Source organism: Arthrobacter sp. TMN-49, from assembly GCF_054511095.1.
Genome location: NZ_JBTNDH010000007.1, coordinates 61,150 through 77,320 on the forward strand (window position 1 = coordinate 61,150; position 16,171 = coordinate 77,320).

The 16,171-nt window shown below is 61.6% G+C and carries 14 protein-coding genes; 7 read left to right on the forward strand and 7 right to left on the reverse strand.

All coding sequences use genetic code 11. The annotated features are described in order from the left end of the window. Positions 1-32 precede the first annotated feature (32 nt). Positions 33-1,847: an AMP-dependent synthetase/ligase gene (locus tag ACX80E_RS04940; RefSeq protein WP_459300793.1), complete on the reverse strand. Its 1,815-nt coding sequence runs from the start codon at positions 1,845-1,847 to the stop codon at positions 33-35. A gap of 162 nt (positions 1,848-2,009) precedes the next feature. On the opposite strand from ACX80E_RS04940, the gene ACX80E_RS04945 reads away from it, so the two are divergent. Continuing rightward, positions 2,010-3,062: an ROK family glucokinase gene (locus ACX80E_RS04945; protein ID WP_459300794.1), complete on the forward strand. Its 1,053-nt coding sequence runs from the start codon at positions 2,010-2,012 to the stop codon at positions 3,060-3,062. Here ACX80E_RS04945 and ACX80E_RS04950 read toward each other — a convergent pair. Both ACX80E_RS04950 and ACX80E_RS04955 read right to left on the reverse strand, forming a co-directional pair. Further along, positions 3,059-3,547, reverse strand: a complete 489-nt coding sequence (locus tag ACX80E_RS04950; RefSeq protein WP_459300795.1) for a hypothetical protein — start codon at positions 3,545-3,547, stop codon at positions 3,059-3,061. The genes ACX80E_RS04945 and ACX80E_RS04950 overlap by 4 nt on opposite strands. Continuing rightward, the gene (locus ACX80E_RS04955; protein ID WP_459300796.1) at positions 3,537-4,280 is read right to left on the reverse strand and encodes an alpha/beta hydrolase; all 744 of its coding nucleotides are present in this window, start codon (positions 4,278-4,280) and stop codon (positions 3,537-3,539) included. Before ACX80E_RS04955 ends, ACX80E_RS04950 begins: the two co-directional genes overlap by 11 nt. A gap of 179 nt (positions 4,281-4,459) precedes the next feature. On the opposite strand from ACX80E_RS04955, the gene ACX80E_RS04960 reads away from it, so the two are divergent. Together ACX80E_RS04960 and ACX80E_RS04965 are read left to right on the forward strand one after the other, a co-directional pair. Next, a complete protein-coding gene (locus ACX80E_RS04960; RefSeq protein WP_459300797.1) occupies positions 4,460-5,353 on the forward strand; it encodes a lysophospholipid acyltransferase family protein in 894 nt (297 codons plus the stop codon). Positions 5,354-5,452: 99 nt separating this feature from the next. Further along, complete coding sequence (locus ACX80E_RS04965; RefSeq protein WP_459300798.1) at positions 5,453-6,850, forward strand: class II 3-deoxy-7-phosphoheptulonate synthase; 1,398 nt, start codon at positions 5,453-5,455, stop codon at positions 6,848-6,850. A 120-nt stretch (positions 6,851-6,970) separates the two neighbouring features. On the opposite strand, the gene pknB is transcribed toward ACX80E_RS04965, so the two are convergent. Next, complete coding sequence (pknB, locus tag ACX80E_RS04970; RefSeq protein ID WP_459300799.1) at positions 6,971-9,064, reverse strand: Stk1 family PASTA domain-containing Ser/Thr kinase; 2,094 nt, start codon at positions 9,062-9,064, stop codon at positions 6,971-6,973. Positions 9,065-9,175: 111 nt separating this feature from the next. After that, positions 9,176-10,561: a lytic transglycosylase domain-containing protein gene (locus ACX80E_RS04975; RefSeq protein WP_459300800.1), complete on the reverse strand. Its 1,386-nt coding sequence runs from the start codon at positions 10,559-10,561 to the stop codon at positions 9,176-9,178. 173 nt (positions 10,562-10,734) lie between these two features. On the opposite strand from ACX80E_RS04975, the gene ACX80E_RS04980 reads away from it, so the two are divergent. Then, positions 10,735-11,088, forward strand: coding sequence for an Rv2175c family DNA-binding protein (locus ACX80E_RS04980; RefSeq protein WP_459300801.1), 354 nt, complete (start codon positions 10,735-10,737; stop codon positions 11,086-11,088). A gap of 167 nt (positions 11,089-11,255) precedes the next feature. Here the strand turns inward: ACX80E_RS04980 and ACX80E_RS04985 are convergent, their stop codons facing one another. Together ACX80E_RS04985 and ACX80E_RS04990 are read right to left on the reverse strand one after the other, a co-directional pair. Next, positions 11,256-12,359: a polyprenyl synthetase family protein gene (locus ACX80E_RS04985; RefSeq protein WP_459300802.1), complete on the reverse strand. Its 1,104-nt coding sequence runs from the start codon at positions 12,357-12,359 to the stop codon at positions 11,256-11,258. Positions 12,360-12,469: 110 nt separating this feature from the next. After that, positions 12,470-13,045, reverse strand: coding sequence for a hypothetical protein (locus tag ACX80E_RS04990; RefSeq protein WP_459300803.1), 576 nt, complete (start codon positions 13,043-13,045; stop codon positions 12,470-12,472). 192 nt (positions 13,046-13,237) lie between these two features. Between ACX80E_RS04990 and dinB the strand changes: the two genes are divergently transcribed. From dinB to mraZ, 3 genes are all read left to right on the forward strand, one after another. Next, positions 13,238-14,395 carry a DNA polymerase IV gene (dinB, locus tag ACX80E_RS04995; protein ID WP_459300836.1) on the forward strand — a complete coding sequence of 386 codons (1,158 nt, stop codon included), beginning with the start codon at positions 13,238-13,240 and terminating at the stop codon, positions 14,393-14,395. Between the two features lie 285 nt (positions 14,396-14,680). Beyond that, on the forward strand, positions 14,681-15,058 hold the full coding sequence (locus tag ACX80E_RS05000) for a DUF3040 domain-containing protein (RefSeq protein ID WP_459300804.1): 378 nt from the start codon (positions 14,681-14,683) through the stop codon (positions 15,056-15,058). A gap of 551 nt (positions 15,059-15,609) precedes the next feature. Further along, positions 15,610-16,041 (forward strand): division/cell wall cluster transcriptional repressor MraZ, encoded by a 432-nt coding sequence (gene mraZ / locus ACX80E_RS05005; protein ID WP_459300805.1) that lies wholly within the window; start codon positions 15,610-15,612, stop codon positions 16,039-16,041. Positions 16,042-16,171: the final 130 nt, after the last annotated feature.

The window sequence follows — 16,171 nt, forward strand, 5'->3', positions numbered from 1 at the left end:
AGTTCGGGTGTGGCGGGTCAGTTCGGGTGTGGCTAGACCGGTTTCTTGCTCAGGTAGATCTCATCCACCACGGTTTCAAAGTCCTTGAGCACCTGGGCCCGCTTGACCTTCATGGACGGTGTGAGGTGCCCGGAGGTCTCGGTGAAGTCAGTGTCCACGATCCTGAACTGCTTGATGGCTTCAGCGGCAGAAACAGTGCTGTTGGCCCTGGAGACGGCGCCCTGCACGGCTGCAATAACAATGGGATCCTTGGCGGCCGCGGCGACGCTGATGCCAATGCTGAGGCCGTGAGCCTTGCCCCACTGCGGCAGCGCCTCCTCATCGATGGTGACGATAGCGGCGATGAACGGGCGCTGGTCGCCAATCACCACACACTGGGACACAATCGCATCTGCACGAATCTGGTCTTCCAGCAGCGCCGGAACCACGTTCTTGCCACCTGAGGTGACAATGATTTCCTTCTTGCGCCCCGTGATCGTCAAAAAACCCTCGTCATCGAGCTGGCCAATGTCTCCGGTCCTGAACCAGCCGTCAACAAAAGTTTCAGCGGTGAGGTCTTCGCGGCCAAAGTAGCCCTTCATGACGCACACGCCCTTGGTAAGGATCTCGCCGTCGTCAGCTATCTTCACGGCATTGCCGGGCAGGGGGGCACCCACTGTGCCGATCCTGATGTGCTCGGGCCGGTTCACGGTAATGGGGGCAGTGGTTTCGGTGAGCCCGTAGCCCTCCAGAATCTGCAGTCCGATGCCCTGGAAGAAGTGGCCGAGACGTTCGCCCAGCGGGCCACCGCCGGAGACGGCGTGGCGGACGTTGCCGCCCATGGCGTTGCGCAGCTTGACGTAGACAAGCTTGTCAAACACCAGGTGCTTGAGCTTGAGGCCCATGCCAACCTTGCCGGTCTGCGATGCTCGGGAGAACTCAATGGCTGTCTTGGTGGCTGCGGCAAAGATCTTGCCTTTGCCCTCGCTCTCGGCCTTGAGAGTTGCTGAGTTGTACACCTTTTCAAAGACACGCGGCACGGCCAAGATGAATGTTGGTTTGAAGCTCTGGAGATCCTCCAAAAGGTGCTTGATGTCGGGTGTGTGACCAACTTTGGCACCTCCAGCCACGGCCAGTACCGAGATGTAGCGGGCAAAAACGTGGGCCAACGGCAGGAACATGATGGTTTGCGAGCCCGGGGGCACCACCGTGGAGCCGAGCACGGCCAAGGCATTTTCGCTGAGCTCCACAAAGTTTGAGTGCATCAACATGCAACCCTTGGGGCGCCCGGTCGTGCCTGAGGTGTAGATGATGGTGGCCACATCGGCCAGACCGTTCGCTGTGCGGGCTGCTTCAAGGGTGTCATCGGCGACGTCCTTGCCGACCGTGCGCAGGGCATCCAGGCCATCACCTTCCAGCTGCCACACGTGGGCCAGGGCGCCCAGGCCCTCGTTGTGTGCTGCCTGGCGGATGATGTTCTCATGAGTGCCGGATTCGGCAAAGACGGCAACAGCTTCGGAATCGCCAAGGTTCCAGGCCACCTGGGACGGGGAGGAGGTTTCGTAGATCGGCACCGAGACGGCGCCAGCAAACCAGATGGCAAAGTCCACCAGGGACCATTCGTAGCGGGTGCGGGCCATGATGCCGACCCTGTCGCCAACGTTAATGCCTGAGGCAATCAAGCCCTTGGCAATGGCGCAGACGTCGGCATGGAACTCCTTGGCTGAGACGTCAACCCACACATGATCGTCATTGCGCCGGGAGAAAAGTGGCGGGTTGCTGGGCATCTTTGCCTGGCGGATCACGAAATCGGTGACGTTCATGGTGGGCGGGCTGATTACCTTGGCCGGAACAGAAAACTCTTGCACAATAGCTCCTTCGATATGTGGGCCTGCGTTAGTGTTGCTTCACTCTATCCGGCATGGCGGCCCGCTGCCGGAAAAAAATGTTACTCACCAGTAACATTATGTTGCGGGGCTCACACTTTCAATTCCAGTGAATGCGTTGGCGGTGTTGACTAGAATGGGCCAATGCAACTGCCACGCACCGACTCCGGGGTCCCGACGCTGAATATCGAGCCTTTTTCACCGTCGCCCGCCAGCCCCCGCGGCCACACCGGCCTGGCGCTGGGCATTGACATTGGGGGCACCAAAGTGGCCGCGGGGGTCGTGGACGGCAACGGCACCATCTTGGCGCAAGTACGCCGCGACACACCCGGCCGGGACGCCCGTGCCGTGGAAACTGTCATCGTGGAGCTGGTCAACGAACTCGACTCGAAATATAATGTGGAGTCCATCGGCATCGGTGCCGCCGGGTGGATGGACCTGGATGGGGCAACTGTGGTCTTCAGCCCGCACCTGGCGTGGCGCGAGGAGCCCCTGCGTGACACCCTCGAGGCGATGCTGAACAGGCCCGTCCTGGTGACCAACGACGCCGACGCCGCCGGGTGGGCTGAATGGCGCTTTGGTGCCGGCCGCGGCCAGGACAGGATAGTGATGTTGACGTTGGGAACCGGGATTGGGGGAGCCTTGGTCATGGACGGCCGGGTGGAACGGGGCAGTTTTGGCATGGCTGGCGAGTTTGGCCATCAAATCATCATGCCCGGTGGTCACCGCTGTGAATGCGGCAATCGCGGTTGTTGGGAACAGTACGCCTCAGGAAACGCGTTGGGCCGCGAGGGCCGGGAGCTCGCCAAAAAACACTCACCCATGGCCGCCGGGTTGTTGGGGGCTGTCAACGGACGCAGCAAGGACATCACGGGCACTGTTGTCACCGAGCTTGCCTTGCAAGGTGAGGCGACGGCCAAGGAACTTGTGGCCGAGGTGGGGGACTGGCTTGGCCTGGGCATCGCCAATTTGGCCGCGGCCTTGGATCCGGCGTTGTTCATCATTGGCGGAGGCCTCAGCACCGCCGGGGAGCTGCTCCTGGAGCCGACCCGCCGCGCCTTCGCCCGGAACCTCACTGGACGGGGCTTCAGGAAGGAAGCCCGCATCACCGTTGCGCATTTGGGTCCGTCGGCGGGCTTGATCGGCGCAGCCGACTTAGCTCGGGTCAGGGCGCAGGGTCACCCCGGCAGTGACTAGACGACGGCGCCGTCGCCGCTGTCATGATCGCGGTGGTTGGGTAGCCGGTACAGCAAGTAGCCGGTGCCGGCCAAAAACGCCGCTACCACGGCAATGACAAGCATAGTGGGGATCTGACGCCAAAAAATGGCTGCAATCACCAAGAAAATGGGCCCGCCGGCGGCGCCAATCCAGGACAACATGATGGCCGGTTCGGCATTGGCAAGGCTGGGTAGCTCTTCGGGCACGAAGTCCTCGTCGTCCGCGGCAACGTAGTCGCGGGGCCCCATGGGCGGCTCGGCGGACGCCGCCTGGCGCTGCCACACACCCAAGGGGTCAAAGTCTGTCACGCCCTTGGCGTCAGGCCCGCCCGACGGCGTGCCTGGCTCCTCGGGTGCGGATAAGAAGGAGTCCTCGGCTTCTTCCAGGCGGGCTACAAGATCGCGCCACACCTCATCGTCAGTGCCGCCGGGGTGCGGCGTGCCCGCGCCGGGGTCAGAGTGCATGAATGTTCCTCCGAAAGAAGTCAGCTGACTGGGAAAAGATCAAGGGTGCGTCGTTGTCCATGGTGGCTACATGGTAACTGTTTTCCAGCGGCACGAGCTGCAAAGGGGCGTTGGTGAGGTTCTCTTCCAGCACGGAAATGCTGGAGTCGGGCACCACATGATCCACGCTCGACCGGAACACGAGGGTTGGTGCCGTAACCTTCGGCAACAGCGAGACGGTGTCGGCAAAGAGTTGGGACAGTTCGTGCACGGCGGCAACAGGTGTGCGGGTGTAGGCCCCTTCGGTGATCCCGGGCAGTTTGATGTCGTCCCCGATGGCTGGCACGCTCTTGAGCAGCCATTTCAGCAGTCCGGAGTATTTGGCCCGCGGGTCACTGAACGTCAGGCCCGGGTTAACCACGGCCACCCCGGCCACCGGGTGCAGTGCCGCCACCCGCAGGGCCAGGGCCCCACCCATGGACATGCCCGCAACGAAAACGCTCTCGCACCGTGCCGCCAGCTCCAGGTAGGATGCCTCAAAATCCCTGTACCAGTGTTCCCACGGGGTTTTGGACAGCTCCTGCCAAGTGGTGCCGTGGCCGGCCAGCAGGGGCATGTTCACGGCGAATCCTTCGTTGGCCAAATGATCGCTCCACCCCTGCATGCTAAGCGTTGAGCCGGTGAAACCGTGGCAGACAGCCACACCAACACGGGCCAAGTCCCCGTGCCCTTCCGAACGGAACGATTGCGCCATGATGATGGCCCCTTTCCTGCCCGGTCTGGATCACCGGATGAATTGCTTTAATTGGCACGGCTGGGCTGTGCACGAATTTGTGCCGCTGTCACTAGACTACTGTTGGTACGTCCATAGCGGGGGTACCGCACTGAACTCGGTCTGTTTGCGACCGGGAGCGCCAGAGGAGGAACTCCGCAGTGATCTATTGGGTATTGAAGAAGATTTTTCTGGGCCCGGTCTTGAAGGTGCTGTTCCGTCCCTGGACTAAGGGCCTGGACAACCTGCCTGCCGAGGGTCCGGCAGTGCTGGCCAGCAACCACTTGTCGTTTTCCGACTCCATCTTCATGCCCTTAATGGTGCCGCGGCCTGTGGTGTTTCTGGCCAAGAGTGACTACTTCACCGGCAGGGGCATCAAGGGCCGGCTCACGGCCGCCTTCTTTAAGCTCACCAATCAGTTGCCCATGGACCGTTCGGGGGGCGCCGCTTCGGCGGGTTCCTTGGACACGGGTGTTCAGGTCCTCAAGGACGGCGGACTTCTGGGGATCTATCCCGAGGGAACACGCAGCCCCGATGGCAGGCTCTACCGCGGCAAAGTGGGCGTCGCCAAGCTGGTGCTGACGGCCAATGTGCCGGTCATTCCTGTGGCCATGATTGGCACCGACAAGGTCCAGCCCATTGGCCGGCGCATCCCCACCATTCGCCGCCTTGGCGTGATTTTTGGTGAGCCCATGGACTTTAGCCGGTACCAGGGCATGGCCGATGACAGGTTCGTTCAGCGATCCGTCACGGATGAGATCATGTATGAGCTGATGCGCCTCTCCGGCCAGGAGTACGTTGACTCCTACGCCACCACCGTGAAGGAAAAGCTGGCCGCCGAGAAGGCCGACAAGAGCGCCAAGGCAACCCCCGGCAAGGACGCCACCGCCGTCGGGGAAGCCGCCACCGGCGAGGCAAAGAACCCCGGCGACGCCGTGCGCTTGGAACCGAAGCCGACAGTCTTGCCCGGCACGGTGACTGTCATCGGTGCCAAAAAGAACGCCGCCCAGCCCCCGGCCGCTACCCCCGAAGACGGGCAAGAACCTAGCGAATAAGCGTCACGTCCCGGCTCCGACGGACAGCAGATACGCCGGGGGCCATCTCAGGACATGGACTGGTTTCTAGGGAGTCCCGCGGGGGGATAGGCTTAAGGGGTGACTGATCTAACTTTTACCTCGACACAAGCACCCGCTGGCGAAAATTCCGTCCCCGGTGCTGCCGTATATCCGGGCCTGGATGCTTGGCGCGAGCTGCCTATTGCCCAGCAACCGACGTGGTCCGAATCCCCGACGTTTGAGCCCACGGTAAAGGAACTCTCCGTTCTGCCGCCGCTGGTATTCGCCGGTGAAGTGGACGTTTTGCGTTCACGCTTGGCCCAGGCCGCCCAGGGTAAGGCGTTCCTGCTCCAGGGCGGCGACTGTGCCGAGACGTTCGAAGCCGCCACGGCGGATAAGATCAGCGCCCGTGTAAAGACCATTTTGCAGATGGCGGTCGTGTTGACCTACGGTGCCCAGCTGCCCGTCATCAAGATGGGCCGCATGGCCGGACAGTTCGCCAAGCCGCGCTCCTCCAATGACGAAACGCGCGACGGCGTGACGCTGCCGGCATACCGTGGCGACATCGTGAACGGTTACGACTTCACACCGGAGTCCCGGCACCACGATCCGGCCCGCATGCTCAAGGCCTACCACACCTCGGCTTCGACCTTGAATCTGATCCGTGCGTTCACGCAGGGCGGCTTCGCCGATCTGCGCAGCGTGCACGAGTGGAACAAGGGCTTCACCTCCAATCCGGCGCACAGCCGCTACGAGCGGCTCGCCAAGGACATCGACAACGCCATCAAGTTCATGGCGTCATGCGGTGCTGACTTTGAGGCGCTGAAGACTGTTGAATTCTTCGCCAGCCACGAGGCCTTGCTGCTTGACTACGAGCGTGCCCTGACCCGCATCGATTCGCGGACGGGACTGCCCTACGACACCTCGGCACACTTCCTGTGGATTGGTGAGCGCACCCGCGACCTGGACCAGGCCCACGTTGACTTCCTCTCCCGGGTCCGCAACCCGATCGGTGTAAAGCTTGGCCCCACCACCTCAGCCGATGACGCCTTGCGTCTCATTGAAAAGCTTGACCCGAACCGCGAACCCGGACGCCTGACGTTCATCACGCGCATGGGTGCCACCAATATTCGCGAGAAGTTGCCGAATCTGGTGGAGAAGGTCACGGCCTCCGGTGCGCAGGTGCTGTGGGTCACCGACCCCATGCACGGCAACACCGTCACCTCGCCCAACGGCTACAAGACGCGCAACTTCGACGACGTCATCGATGAAGTTCGGGGCTTCTTCGAAGTTCACCAGGCGCAGGGCACCTTCCCGGGCGGCCTGCACGTGGAGATGACAGGCGACGACGTGGCGGAGTGCCTCGGCGGCGCCGACCCCGTAGACCAGGAAGCGTTCCTGACGGGCTACGAGTCCGTGTGCGACCCGCGCCTGAACCACAAGCAGTCACTGGAAATGGCGTTCCTGGTCGCCGAGGCGCTGGGCAAGTCTAAGTAACACCCGCTGGAAATGAACGCTGCCCCGCACTTTGCAAAAAGTGCCGGGCAGCGTTTCTTTATTTGAGGTTATGCGCTGGACTCGGACGGGGCCTTACCCATCGCCGCCACTGCCGCGGAGTTAGATGACTTGGAGCACGATGGTGGAGCCTTCCGGGGCTTCGCCGCCGTCGGGCGTCTGGAAACGCACAGTGCCAAAGAATCCACCCAGCAGCTTCTGAACATCAACCTTGAAACCAAGATCCTCAAGAGTCTTGGTGGCGGCGTCAACCTGCTTGCCCACAAGGCTGGGCACCGGGATCATCCGCGGCCCCTTGGACAGCGTCAGGGTGACGGCGCCGCCGGCGGTAAGATTGCCCGACGCCGGGGTTTGGGAGATCACCGAACCGCTGGGAACGGTGGCGCTGTTGGCGCGCTCGGGCACGATCGCCGGCACCAGGCCCACAGCCTTCAGCGCCGCCACCGCGTCGGCCTCTGTTTTGCCTGCCACGGCAGGGACGGGGATGGGCTTGGGTCCCTTGGACGCGACAAGGTTCACCTTGGTGTTGGCCCGGAATTCTTTCCCAGCGGCCGGGTCTTGACGCAGGACGACGCCGGCTGGCACCTTCTCATCGAACGTCTCCGTGACGGTGCCCACGGCCAGGCTGGCGTCGGTGAGGAGTTTTTTGGCCTCGGCCAGGGGCTGGCCCGTCACGGTGGGGATCTCGTACAGGACAGGTCCTGCCGAGACTTGTAGGGTCACTGATTGAAACTTGCGAATCGATTCCCCGGCGCCGGGGTCGGTGGCCACCACGAATCCGGCAGCAACCTTCTCGTCGAAGACGTTCGCGGTTGGCAGCAGTTCGAACCCTTGCGCGTTCAGGAGTTCCTGGGCCTGGGGCACCGTCTTGTTGTGAACGTCAGGGACTGTTGACAGGGCCCCCGGGCCCAGGGCCAGGAACCAGCCAGCAACTGCAACAATGAAGAACAGCGCCACCACCAGCAGGCCCCACAACAGGGCCCTGCGCCGGGGGTTCTTCGGGCCAAGAACTCTTTGCGGCGTGGCCGCAGCCTTGGCGCGGGCCTTGGCTTCGGCGCTGGCTTGGCGCTTGGACAGGGCGGGCGCGGAGCTGCCGTCACCTGCCTGAGCGTAGGAGCGGGCGCCGATGTGCTCGGCACTGGTGTTTCCGACGTCGTCCGCGTATGTGCCGGGATCCTCGGCATACAGCATCGAAGATGGCGGCAGAACCGAGGTGGGGAAGCTGGGGGAGGCGATCACGCTGGTGTGATCGCTGGGCAGGGCTGTTGTCGCCTGGGAAATAACCTCGGTGTTGGCGTTGGTGCCAAGAACGGGGCGTTGAGCGGCGGTTGTGCCGCCGAAGTCCAGCTCGGCCGGGGAAAGCGTCTGGCGGATGTGGCGCAGATCCTCCAGTAGTGCGGCGCCGTCGGCGGGCCTATGGTCGGGATCCTTCTCCGTCATGTAGCGCACCAGTTCGTCCATGACGGGAGGGAGACCGGGCACGGCAAGGGAAGGTGCCGGGACGTCGTCCTGAATGTGCGCCATGACCACGGCAACCGGCATGGTGCCGCGGAAGGGCTGAACACCTGTGAGCAGTTCGTACAGCATGATGCCGGCGGAGTAAATATCGCTGCGGGCATCGCCGTTGTCGCCTTGGGCAAGTTCGGGGGCAATGTAGCCCACGGTACCCAGCAGGGTGCCCGTGTTGGTGTTGGTGGTGACAGCACGGGACAAGCCGAAGTCACCGATCTTGACCCAGCCCTGCCGTGAAATCAGCACGTTTTCGGGTTTCACATCACGGTGCACCAGGCTGGCGTTATGCGCCGCGGCCAGGCCCTCAACGATCGGGTCCAGCAAGTCCAGGGCCTGCCGTGGACTCAGGGCGCCGCGTTGATTGATAACATCACGCAGCGTGTGGCCGTCGATGAATTCAAAGACCAGGTAGGCGTGCTGCGGGCCCACACCATGGTCATGGATTTGCACCACATGGGGGTGCGAGAGGCTTGCGGCGCTTTGGGCTTCCCGTTGCAGCCGGGCAATGAAGGCGGCGTCGGTGGCCAGATGCGGGTGCAGGATCTTCAGGGCAATATTTCTATGAAGGCGCAGGTCCTTGGCCAGATACACCGTGGACATGCCGCCATGGGCCACCTTGGACAAAACCAGGTAGCGTTCATCAACGGTGGACCCGATCAGGGGGTCAGCTGCGGGATCTTGCACTCTTACAGCTTATGAGTTGAAACGAAAAGGGACCGCAAGCAACACAGTGCCGGGGGTCCCTTTTCGTTGAGAGCGTACTTTAGCGGGCTAAAATACCCGGTGAAAACACCTTTAGCGGAAAAGCTCGCGGTTGGCCTTGATCCCGGCCACGTAATTGACGGTGTCGTCAAACAAGCCGTGCACACTCACCGAATACTGGCCCTGGTAGTAACCGGCAATGGCCAGATCCTCAGTGTCGGCACCCTTTTGAAGTGCACGAATAATGGCGATGCCTGCTGTGACATTGTCCTGCGGGTCCAGCAGGTTCAGCTTCCGTCCGACCAATCCTGCAGCCCATTCCCCGGCATCGGGGATGACCTGCATGGTGCCAATGGCGTTGGCGGGGGAGACTGACTGGTGGTTGAATCCGGATTCCTGCTGCGCGAACGCCATAGCCAGGGCCGGATCGACGCCCATGCTCGCTGCCGTGCTGGCCACCAGTTCCTTCATCTGCGCCTGGTTCGGTGCCGGCGCCGCCAAGAGGGCTGCCTTATTCTTGTTGGCGTCACTGACAACAGCATCGGGGTAGACGTAGTGCAGGAACGTGCTGGGCACCTCCTGATCCGGTGTCAGGGTAGCCGGTGCTGCCGCTGACGGGGCCAAGGCCACCATGTCGCTGGCGGCGCTGGCAATTCCGGGGATCACCAAGGTTTTTCCCGCGTAAATGGGTGTCTTGAGATCCATGCTGTTGGCGGAGGCCAATGCCGAAAGGCTCACGTTTTGGCTGGCGGCAATGGCTGAGAGCGTGTCGCCGGCCTTGATGACATATTTCTTGCCGGTGGCGGCCTTGGCCGTCTTGACCGTGGTGCTCGACGGCGCAGCCGCCGCTGCCTGGCCACCGACCTTGATCTTTTGGCCCGGATGGATGACAGAACTGCCATTGAGCCCGTTCAAGGAAAAGACTGTTGCCAGGCTGACGTTGTGCTGGGCGGCAACTCCGCTGAGGGTATCGCCGCTGCGGACCGTGTAGCTCGCGGCCGCGGTCGCCGTTGTGGAGCTTGGGGCCGACGCTGCCGTCCCTGCCGTGGGGCCGGAAATGGTCAAGACCTTGCCGGGGTGAATGACCGTGGTGGCGGAGATCTTGTTGCGAGTCAGTACGGACTCTGTGGAGACCCCGTACCGGGTAGCAATTGCCGAGACCGTGTCGCCCGCGGCAACCGTGTGCTTGATGGCCGTGGGGCTCTGTGCAGTAATGGGCGCCTTGGCCGTGACGCCGCGGGGCACTGACGTTGCCACGACAGCTGCCGAGATGCTGGTGCCGGTGGCCGTGCGTGCCTGGATTGCGGCCAGGACACTCTTGCCGTCGATGGCACCGTGAGGTGCCGATTGGGTCTTGACCGGGGCCGCCGTTGCGGGCGCGGCCATGGCTAGGGAGGACAGCATAACCACCGGAATTGCGGCTGTGGCTACTGCTGCGAGCTGCTTGCTGGCGGTGGTCGAAGCACGTGGGGGTGTCATGGATGCAGACCTCAAGGTTTCCGTTACGGATGATGCTATTGGTAACAATGTTACTGATGTGACTCAAATTGAACTTACACTAATCCCTCAGCCGCTCGGGGATATTTGTGGAATCAGGCACAATTTCTATGTTGTTTTATACCGTGCGTGCTGATCTGTGGGAACCTTTGATAGTGAGTAAAGTTGAAACAGTAGTCAGCGAATGGTTGCCCCTGCCCGATGTCGCCGAGAAACTTGATATCTCGGTCACCAAAGTCCACGCCATGGTCAAGGATGGTTCCTTGTTGGCGGCACGTGTAGGTGAACGCTCCATTCGAGCCGTTCCTGCCGAATTCTTTGCCGATGACCACATCTTGGAAAGCCTGCGCGGGACCATCTCGGTGCTCCACGATGCTGGCTTTAAAGATGACGAAGCCATTGTGTGGCTCTTCACCTTCGATGAGTCGCTGCCGGGCCGTCCCATTGACGCCCTGCACGCCGGCCGCAAGACTGAAATTCGCCGTCGCGCCTCAGCCCTGGGCTGGTAATACAACAACGGCTGGTCGGCTCAGACCAGTTTGGCCCCAGCTCCGGGAAGCTCCAATGGTGTGGGCCCCCAGCCGCTGGACCTTGACGAGTTGAGTGTGGGCCCCCAGCTCCGAGGGACCCAACTTTTATCGCGCCCAGCGCGGTAAACGTTGGGAGGAGCTGGGGACTAGGACGTCCGCGAAACAGCTCCCTTGCCCAAGGCCGATAGTGCCGCGGCCACGAACGGCTCAATAGCCAAGGTGTCCAAGGCGGCAAAGGCTGTTTCACTTAAGTCAGCAATCATGGCCTCGGTGCTGGCCAGCGCCCCCGACTCCATCATGACGGCGCGCAGCCGAGCCACGTCCCCCTCGGTCAGGTCCTGTCGGCCAAGGTTCTTGTCGACAAAATCCTTGTCGGCATCAGCTGCCGCATCAATGGTCAAACCCACCAGGACTGTGCGTTTGCCTTCGCGTAAGTCGTCGCCGGCGGGCTTTCCTGTTTGCGCCGGGTCACCAAACACACCCAGAACGTCGTCGCGCAATTGGAAGGCCTCGCCCAGTGGCAGGGCAAAGGCGCTATAGCCGGCCAGCAAGGACTCATCCGCGCCGGCCAGTGCGCCGCCCAACACCAAGGGGTGCTCGGAGGAGTACTTGGCGCTCTTGTAGCGAATAATGGCCGACGCCCTGGCAACAGCTGTGTTGTGCGGCTTCGACGGACCCGCCACTTCTTCCAAAATATCCAGATACTGCCCGGCCATGACCTCCGTGCGCATCATGTTAAAGACAGCACGGGCGTGGGAGTTTGTGCCTTGATCCACGCGGGCAAACATCTCCTCGCTTAAGGACAAGCACAGATCGCCGGTCAGAATGGCTGCCGCGTGGCCGAACCGTTCAGCGTCCAGCGCCCAGCCCTTGTCGGCGTGCAGGGTGCTGAACTGTTGATGCACGCTGGGCCCGCCCCGGCGGGTATCTGAACGGTCAATGATGTCATCATGAATCAAGGCGGCCGCTTGGAAGAGTTCCAGGGCCGCACCGGCTGCAATGATCGTCTGGGAATCGGCGGCGCCGCCGGCACCGCGCCAGCCCCAATAGCACAGCAAGGCCCGCATCCGTTTGCCACCAGTGACAAGTGTCTTGATGGAATCGATCAGGACCAGTGTGGCCGGAGAAATTCCGGCCAGGAGGTGGTGCTTCTCGCTGAGGAAGCTGGTCAGTTGCTCAGCAACGCCAGCAATGTAAGCCTCGTGTTCACCAGCAATGGTGGCGCCAGTCTGCTCGGGCGTTGCGTTCATGCTTTCAAGATTCCTTGCTGTGGGAGTTGCTGACCGGGCCAAAAGAGGTGCTGCGCGAGGGAAGGCAGGCTTCTCGCCGGCGTGTTGGTGCGCCGTTAACGTGCGTGAAACTATTTCAGCGAAGCTGGCAACAAGGTTGCGCCCACTGTGAAGGTGGCCGTGGCGGCCGTCTGAACCACGGATACGGTAATGATTTCCTGGCCCTCCGCCCGGATGAACGTCTTCAGCGGAACACCGTCGACGGCGTCACCGGGCTGAGCTTTGAAGCCCTTGTCGGTAAACACCTTGGCGTAGTAGCTCAGAACGTCTGCGGCAGGGGCCGTCACGGTGGCCGTCAAAGCGGCAATGGAAACGGGTGTTGAAAGCTGCAGACTTGACGACTGAATCTGTGCGCCCTTCATGAGCGGAACCACTGTTTTGGGGAAGCCCTCAACGAGTTCCCTCACGGCTGTCTTTGCCGTGGCTGACGCCGTCGCCGATGCAGCAGCCGAGGCAGATGCTGTGGCGGTTGAGGGTGTCGCGGCCGGGCTGCCTGAGCCGGCCGTTTTCGACGATGCAGGTGTTGGTGAATCGGTCGGAGCGGAGCAAGCCGCCAGGAGGACCACGGCGGAACTTGCCGCAACGCCGAACAGGCGCCTGCGCGCGAGTGACAGGGTGGGCCCGGGGCGAGATGTGGAGTTTGTCATGATTTCTTCCTTAGCGGCCGGTGCGGGTGCGTTGGCACCATGCCCAGTTTACCCACTATGCGCAACCGGGCCCCAGCACCTGTTGTGCACTTCACTTGTGCGGTGGGCGCGGGGCCGCCCCGTCACTAGACTTGAGGGGTGAACCAGCAACTGCAGCAGGACAAGCTTCCCGAGCAAGCGGGCTGCACCATCATGCATGTTGACATGGACGCGTTCTTTGTCACGGTGGAGTTGCGCGAGCGCCCGGAGTTGCTCGGCAAAATGGTCATTGTTGGCCATCCGCAGGGCCGTTCCGTGGTGCTCTCAGCCTCCTATGAGGCCCGGGCCGTGGGGGTTCGCAGTGCCATGCCCATGGTGACGGCGCTGAGAATCTGCCCCACCGCCGTCGTGATTGAACCCCGGCACGAGCTTTACTATCAAGTCTCCGCACAGGTGATGGAGCTGTTCAACTCCATCACCGACACTGTTGAACAGTTGAGTGTTGATGAGGCGTTCTTGGACATCCGCGGCTCGTTGCGGCGATTGGGGACGCCCCTGGAAATTGGGGCCCTGATCCGCTCACGTATTGCTGCCGAAATCGGGATTACCGCTTCCGTGGGAATTGCGGCCAGCAAGTTTGTGGCGAAGGTGGCGACAACACGGTGCAAACCCAACGGCATGTTGCTGATTGAAAAGGAAGGCACTGTGGCCTACCTGCACACCTTGCCGGTGGAGGCCCTGTGGGGGGTGGGGGCAAAAACTCGCGAGACCCTGGCCCGTTTGGGCATCTTCACGGTGGCTGACGTTGCGGCGACTCCCGTGGCCGCACTGCAAAAAGCGTTGGGCAGTGCGGGGCCCGCCCTACACGCCTTGTCATGGGGGATTGATCCACGCCCCGTCTCGGGCGTGCGCGCAGAAAAAAGTATCGGGGCCGAGGAGACGTTCGCGCAGGACACCTTCGACGACGACGTCCTCACCCGCGAACTCCTGCGGCTCTCACACCGTGTGGCTGCTCGGCTGCGTGTTGCCCATCTCAGCGGCCGCACGCTGGCCCTGAAAATCAAATACACGGACTTTTCAACCATCACCCGATCGAAAACCCTGGGTGCCGGTACCGACAGCGCCGCCCAGATTTACGCCGGGGCTGTGGTGCTGCTCCAGGCGCTGGGTGCTAGGCCGCAAAGCGTGCGGCTGATAGGGGTGCGCATGGACCAGCTGGAGTCCGTGGACTCCGCGCCACTGCAATTCTCACTTGACCCCCGTGAGGACAATAGCCGCAGCACTGAGGTGGTGGGTGATGCCATCGCTGCACGCTTTGGCAGCGCAAAAATTGTGCCGGCCCGGCTGCTGAAACCACGGGATCTCCAGTAGCGAAAACGCCTGTGCGCGGGTCTTCCGCGGTGGCAAAGCGGAGCCATCAAGCCCAGCCCACGCATCGGCGTCGCTCCGTTGTCAACACCTTCGGTGTTGCGGGTTTCAGATCGAGAAAATCAAGCCTATTGTTAGTACAAGGAGTTAACTCTTGGATGACTTAACAACTCATGGATGATCTGGGTAGATTAGGGACATATTGGACCTGAACACCGGGGAACCGATGGCGTTGGGAAGACGTTAACGAGTACAGACGCCCACGGCCCTGACCTGAAGGAGGTCGTCATGCCCCTCTCTGAGCACGAGCAGAGACTGTTGGACCAGCTTGAGCAACAGTTGCATGCTGAAGATCCCAAGTTTGCCAGCGTCTTGTCCACAGCACCCACCAGAGCAATGTCCACCCGGAATATTGTCATGGGTGTGCTGGTGGTGATTGTCGGTTTGATGATCTTGTTAGGCGGTGTAGCCACCCAGCTCATTGTCGTGGGAATTCTAGGATTCCTGGTCATGGGTGCTGGTGTTTATTTGGCTCTCTCCAAAGCTAAGTTTGGGGCAGAACCGGAAAACGCTGGCAGGTCAGGCAGTAAAACCGGCGCCAAGCAAAAGAGCGGCTTCATGAACACGCTCGAAGAGAAGTGGGACGAACGCCGCCGCGACCAGTAGGCCAGGTATGGGCCGGGCGCTGGCAGTGCTGCTTGGCGCTCGTCACGGCACCCATTCTTGGTTCCGTCGAGGGTGGCGTGTGCTGCCGGAGCGAGCACTGAGCCGGCACCACGGCAAGCCACAGGGATTTAGCTAGTCACAGGAGGGCCCCACTGTGGGCCTTTTTTGTGTTTACGCACCAGGTGACAACCTGCCGCCCCACACGTAGTGCGGCCCGCGGACTTCGGGCCTTGCCCCGGCACTTTCGCCCCCACCAGATGCCGGCAGCGTCCTCCACTTTCCCCCCTGCAGCATGAAAGGGCGCCCACATTGGCCCCCGGGGAGGTAAAAACGCGGCAAAATTCCTCTTCCCGGCGTCATTATTGGATTTTTCCCTCCACTGTGTTGACGTGGAGCACTTCCGTGTAAAGACGCGAATTCTTAGGAATATTTCTGGGGAACACGGGGTCGGAAGGAATTGACGGTGGAGGATTGTGGAGTAATGTGGAGCTCGTAGGAGGGGAATGGGGCCAGCTTGGCTCTCAAGTCTCGACAATGAAGGTGGTGATGGGTTGTTTCTTGGAACACACTCACCGCGCCTTGACGAGAAAGGCAGGATCATCCTTCCCGCCAAGTTCCGGGAGGAACTGTCCAGCGGACTTGTCCTGACCAAAGGGCAGGAGAACTGCATCTACGTCTTCAGTGCGCGGGAATTTGAAAAAGTTCTGGCGCAAATGCAGGACGCTCCGTTATCAAACATGGCGGCCCGTGACTACATTCGAATCTTTCTCTCCGGCGCCTCCGATGAGGTGCCTGACAAGCAGGGGCGTGTGACCATTCCGGCGACATTGCGCTCCTACGCAGGTCTGGAGAAGGAGTTGGTGGTCATTGGTGCCGGTAGCCGGGCTGAGATCTGGGATGCCACAGCTTGGCGCGAGTATTTGGCAGCCAAGGAGAGTGCGTTCTCGGCCACTGACGAAGTGGCAATCCCCGGAATTAGCTAGAGCACAAAGTTTCATCGGTAGTAAGTGTTGCTGTGATTCAAAGGACGTTTGTTTCCGCAGCGTAGGTGGTGGTCTTGAATGAGATCTCCAGCCGCCCAGCACAGTTCGACCTGACTCACCTTCCCCGGTG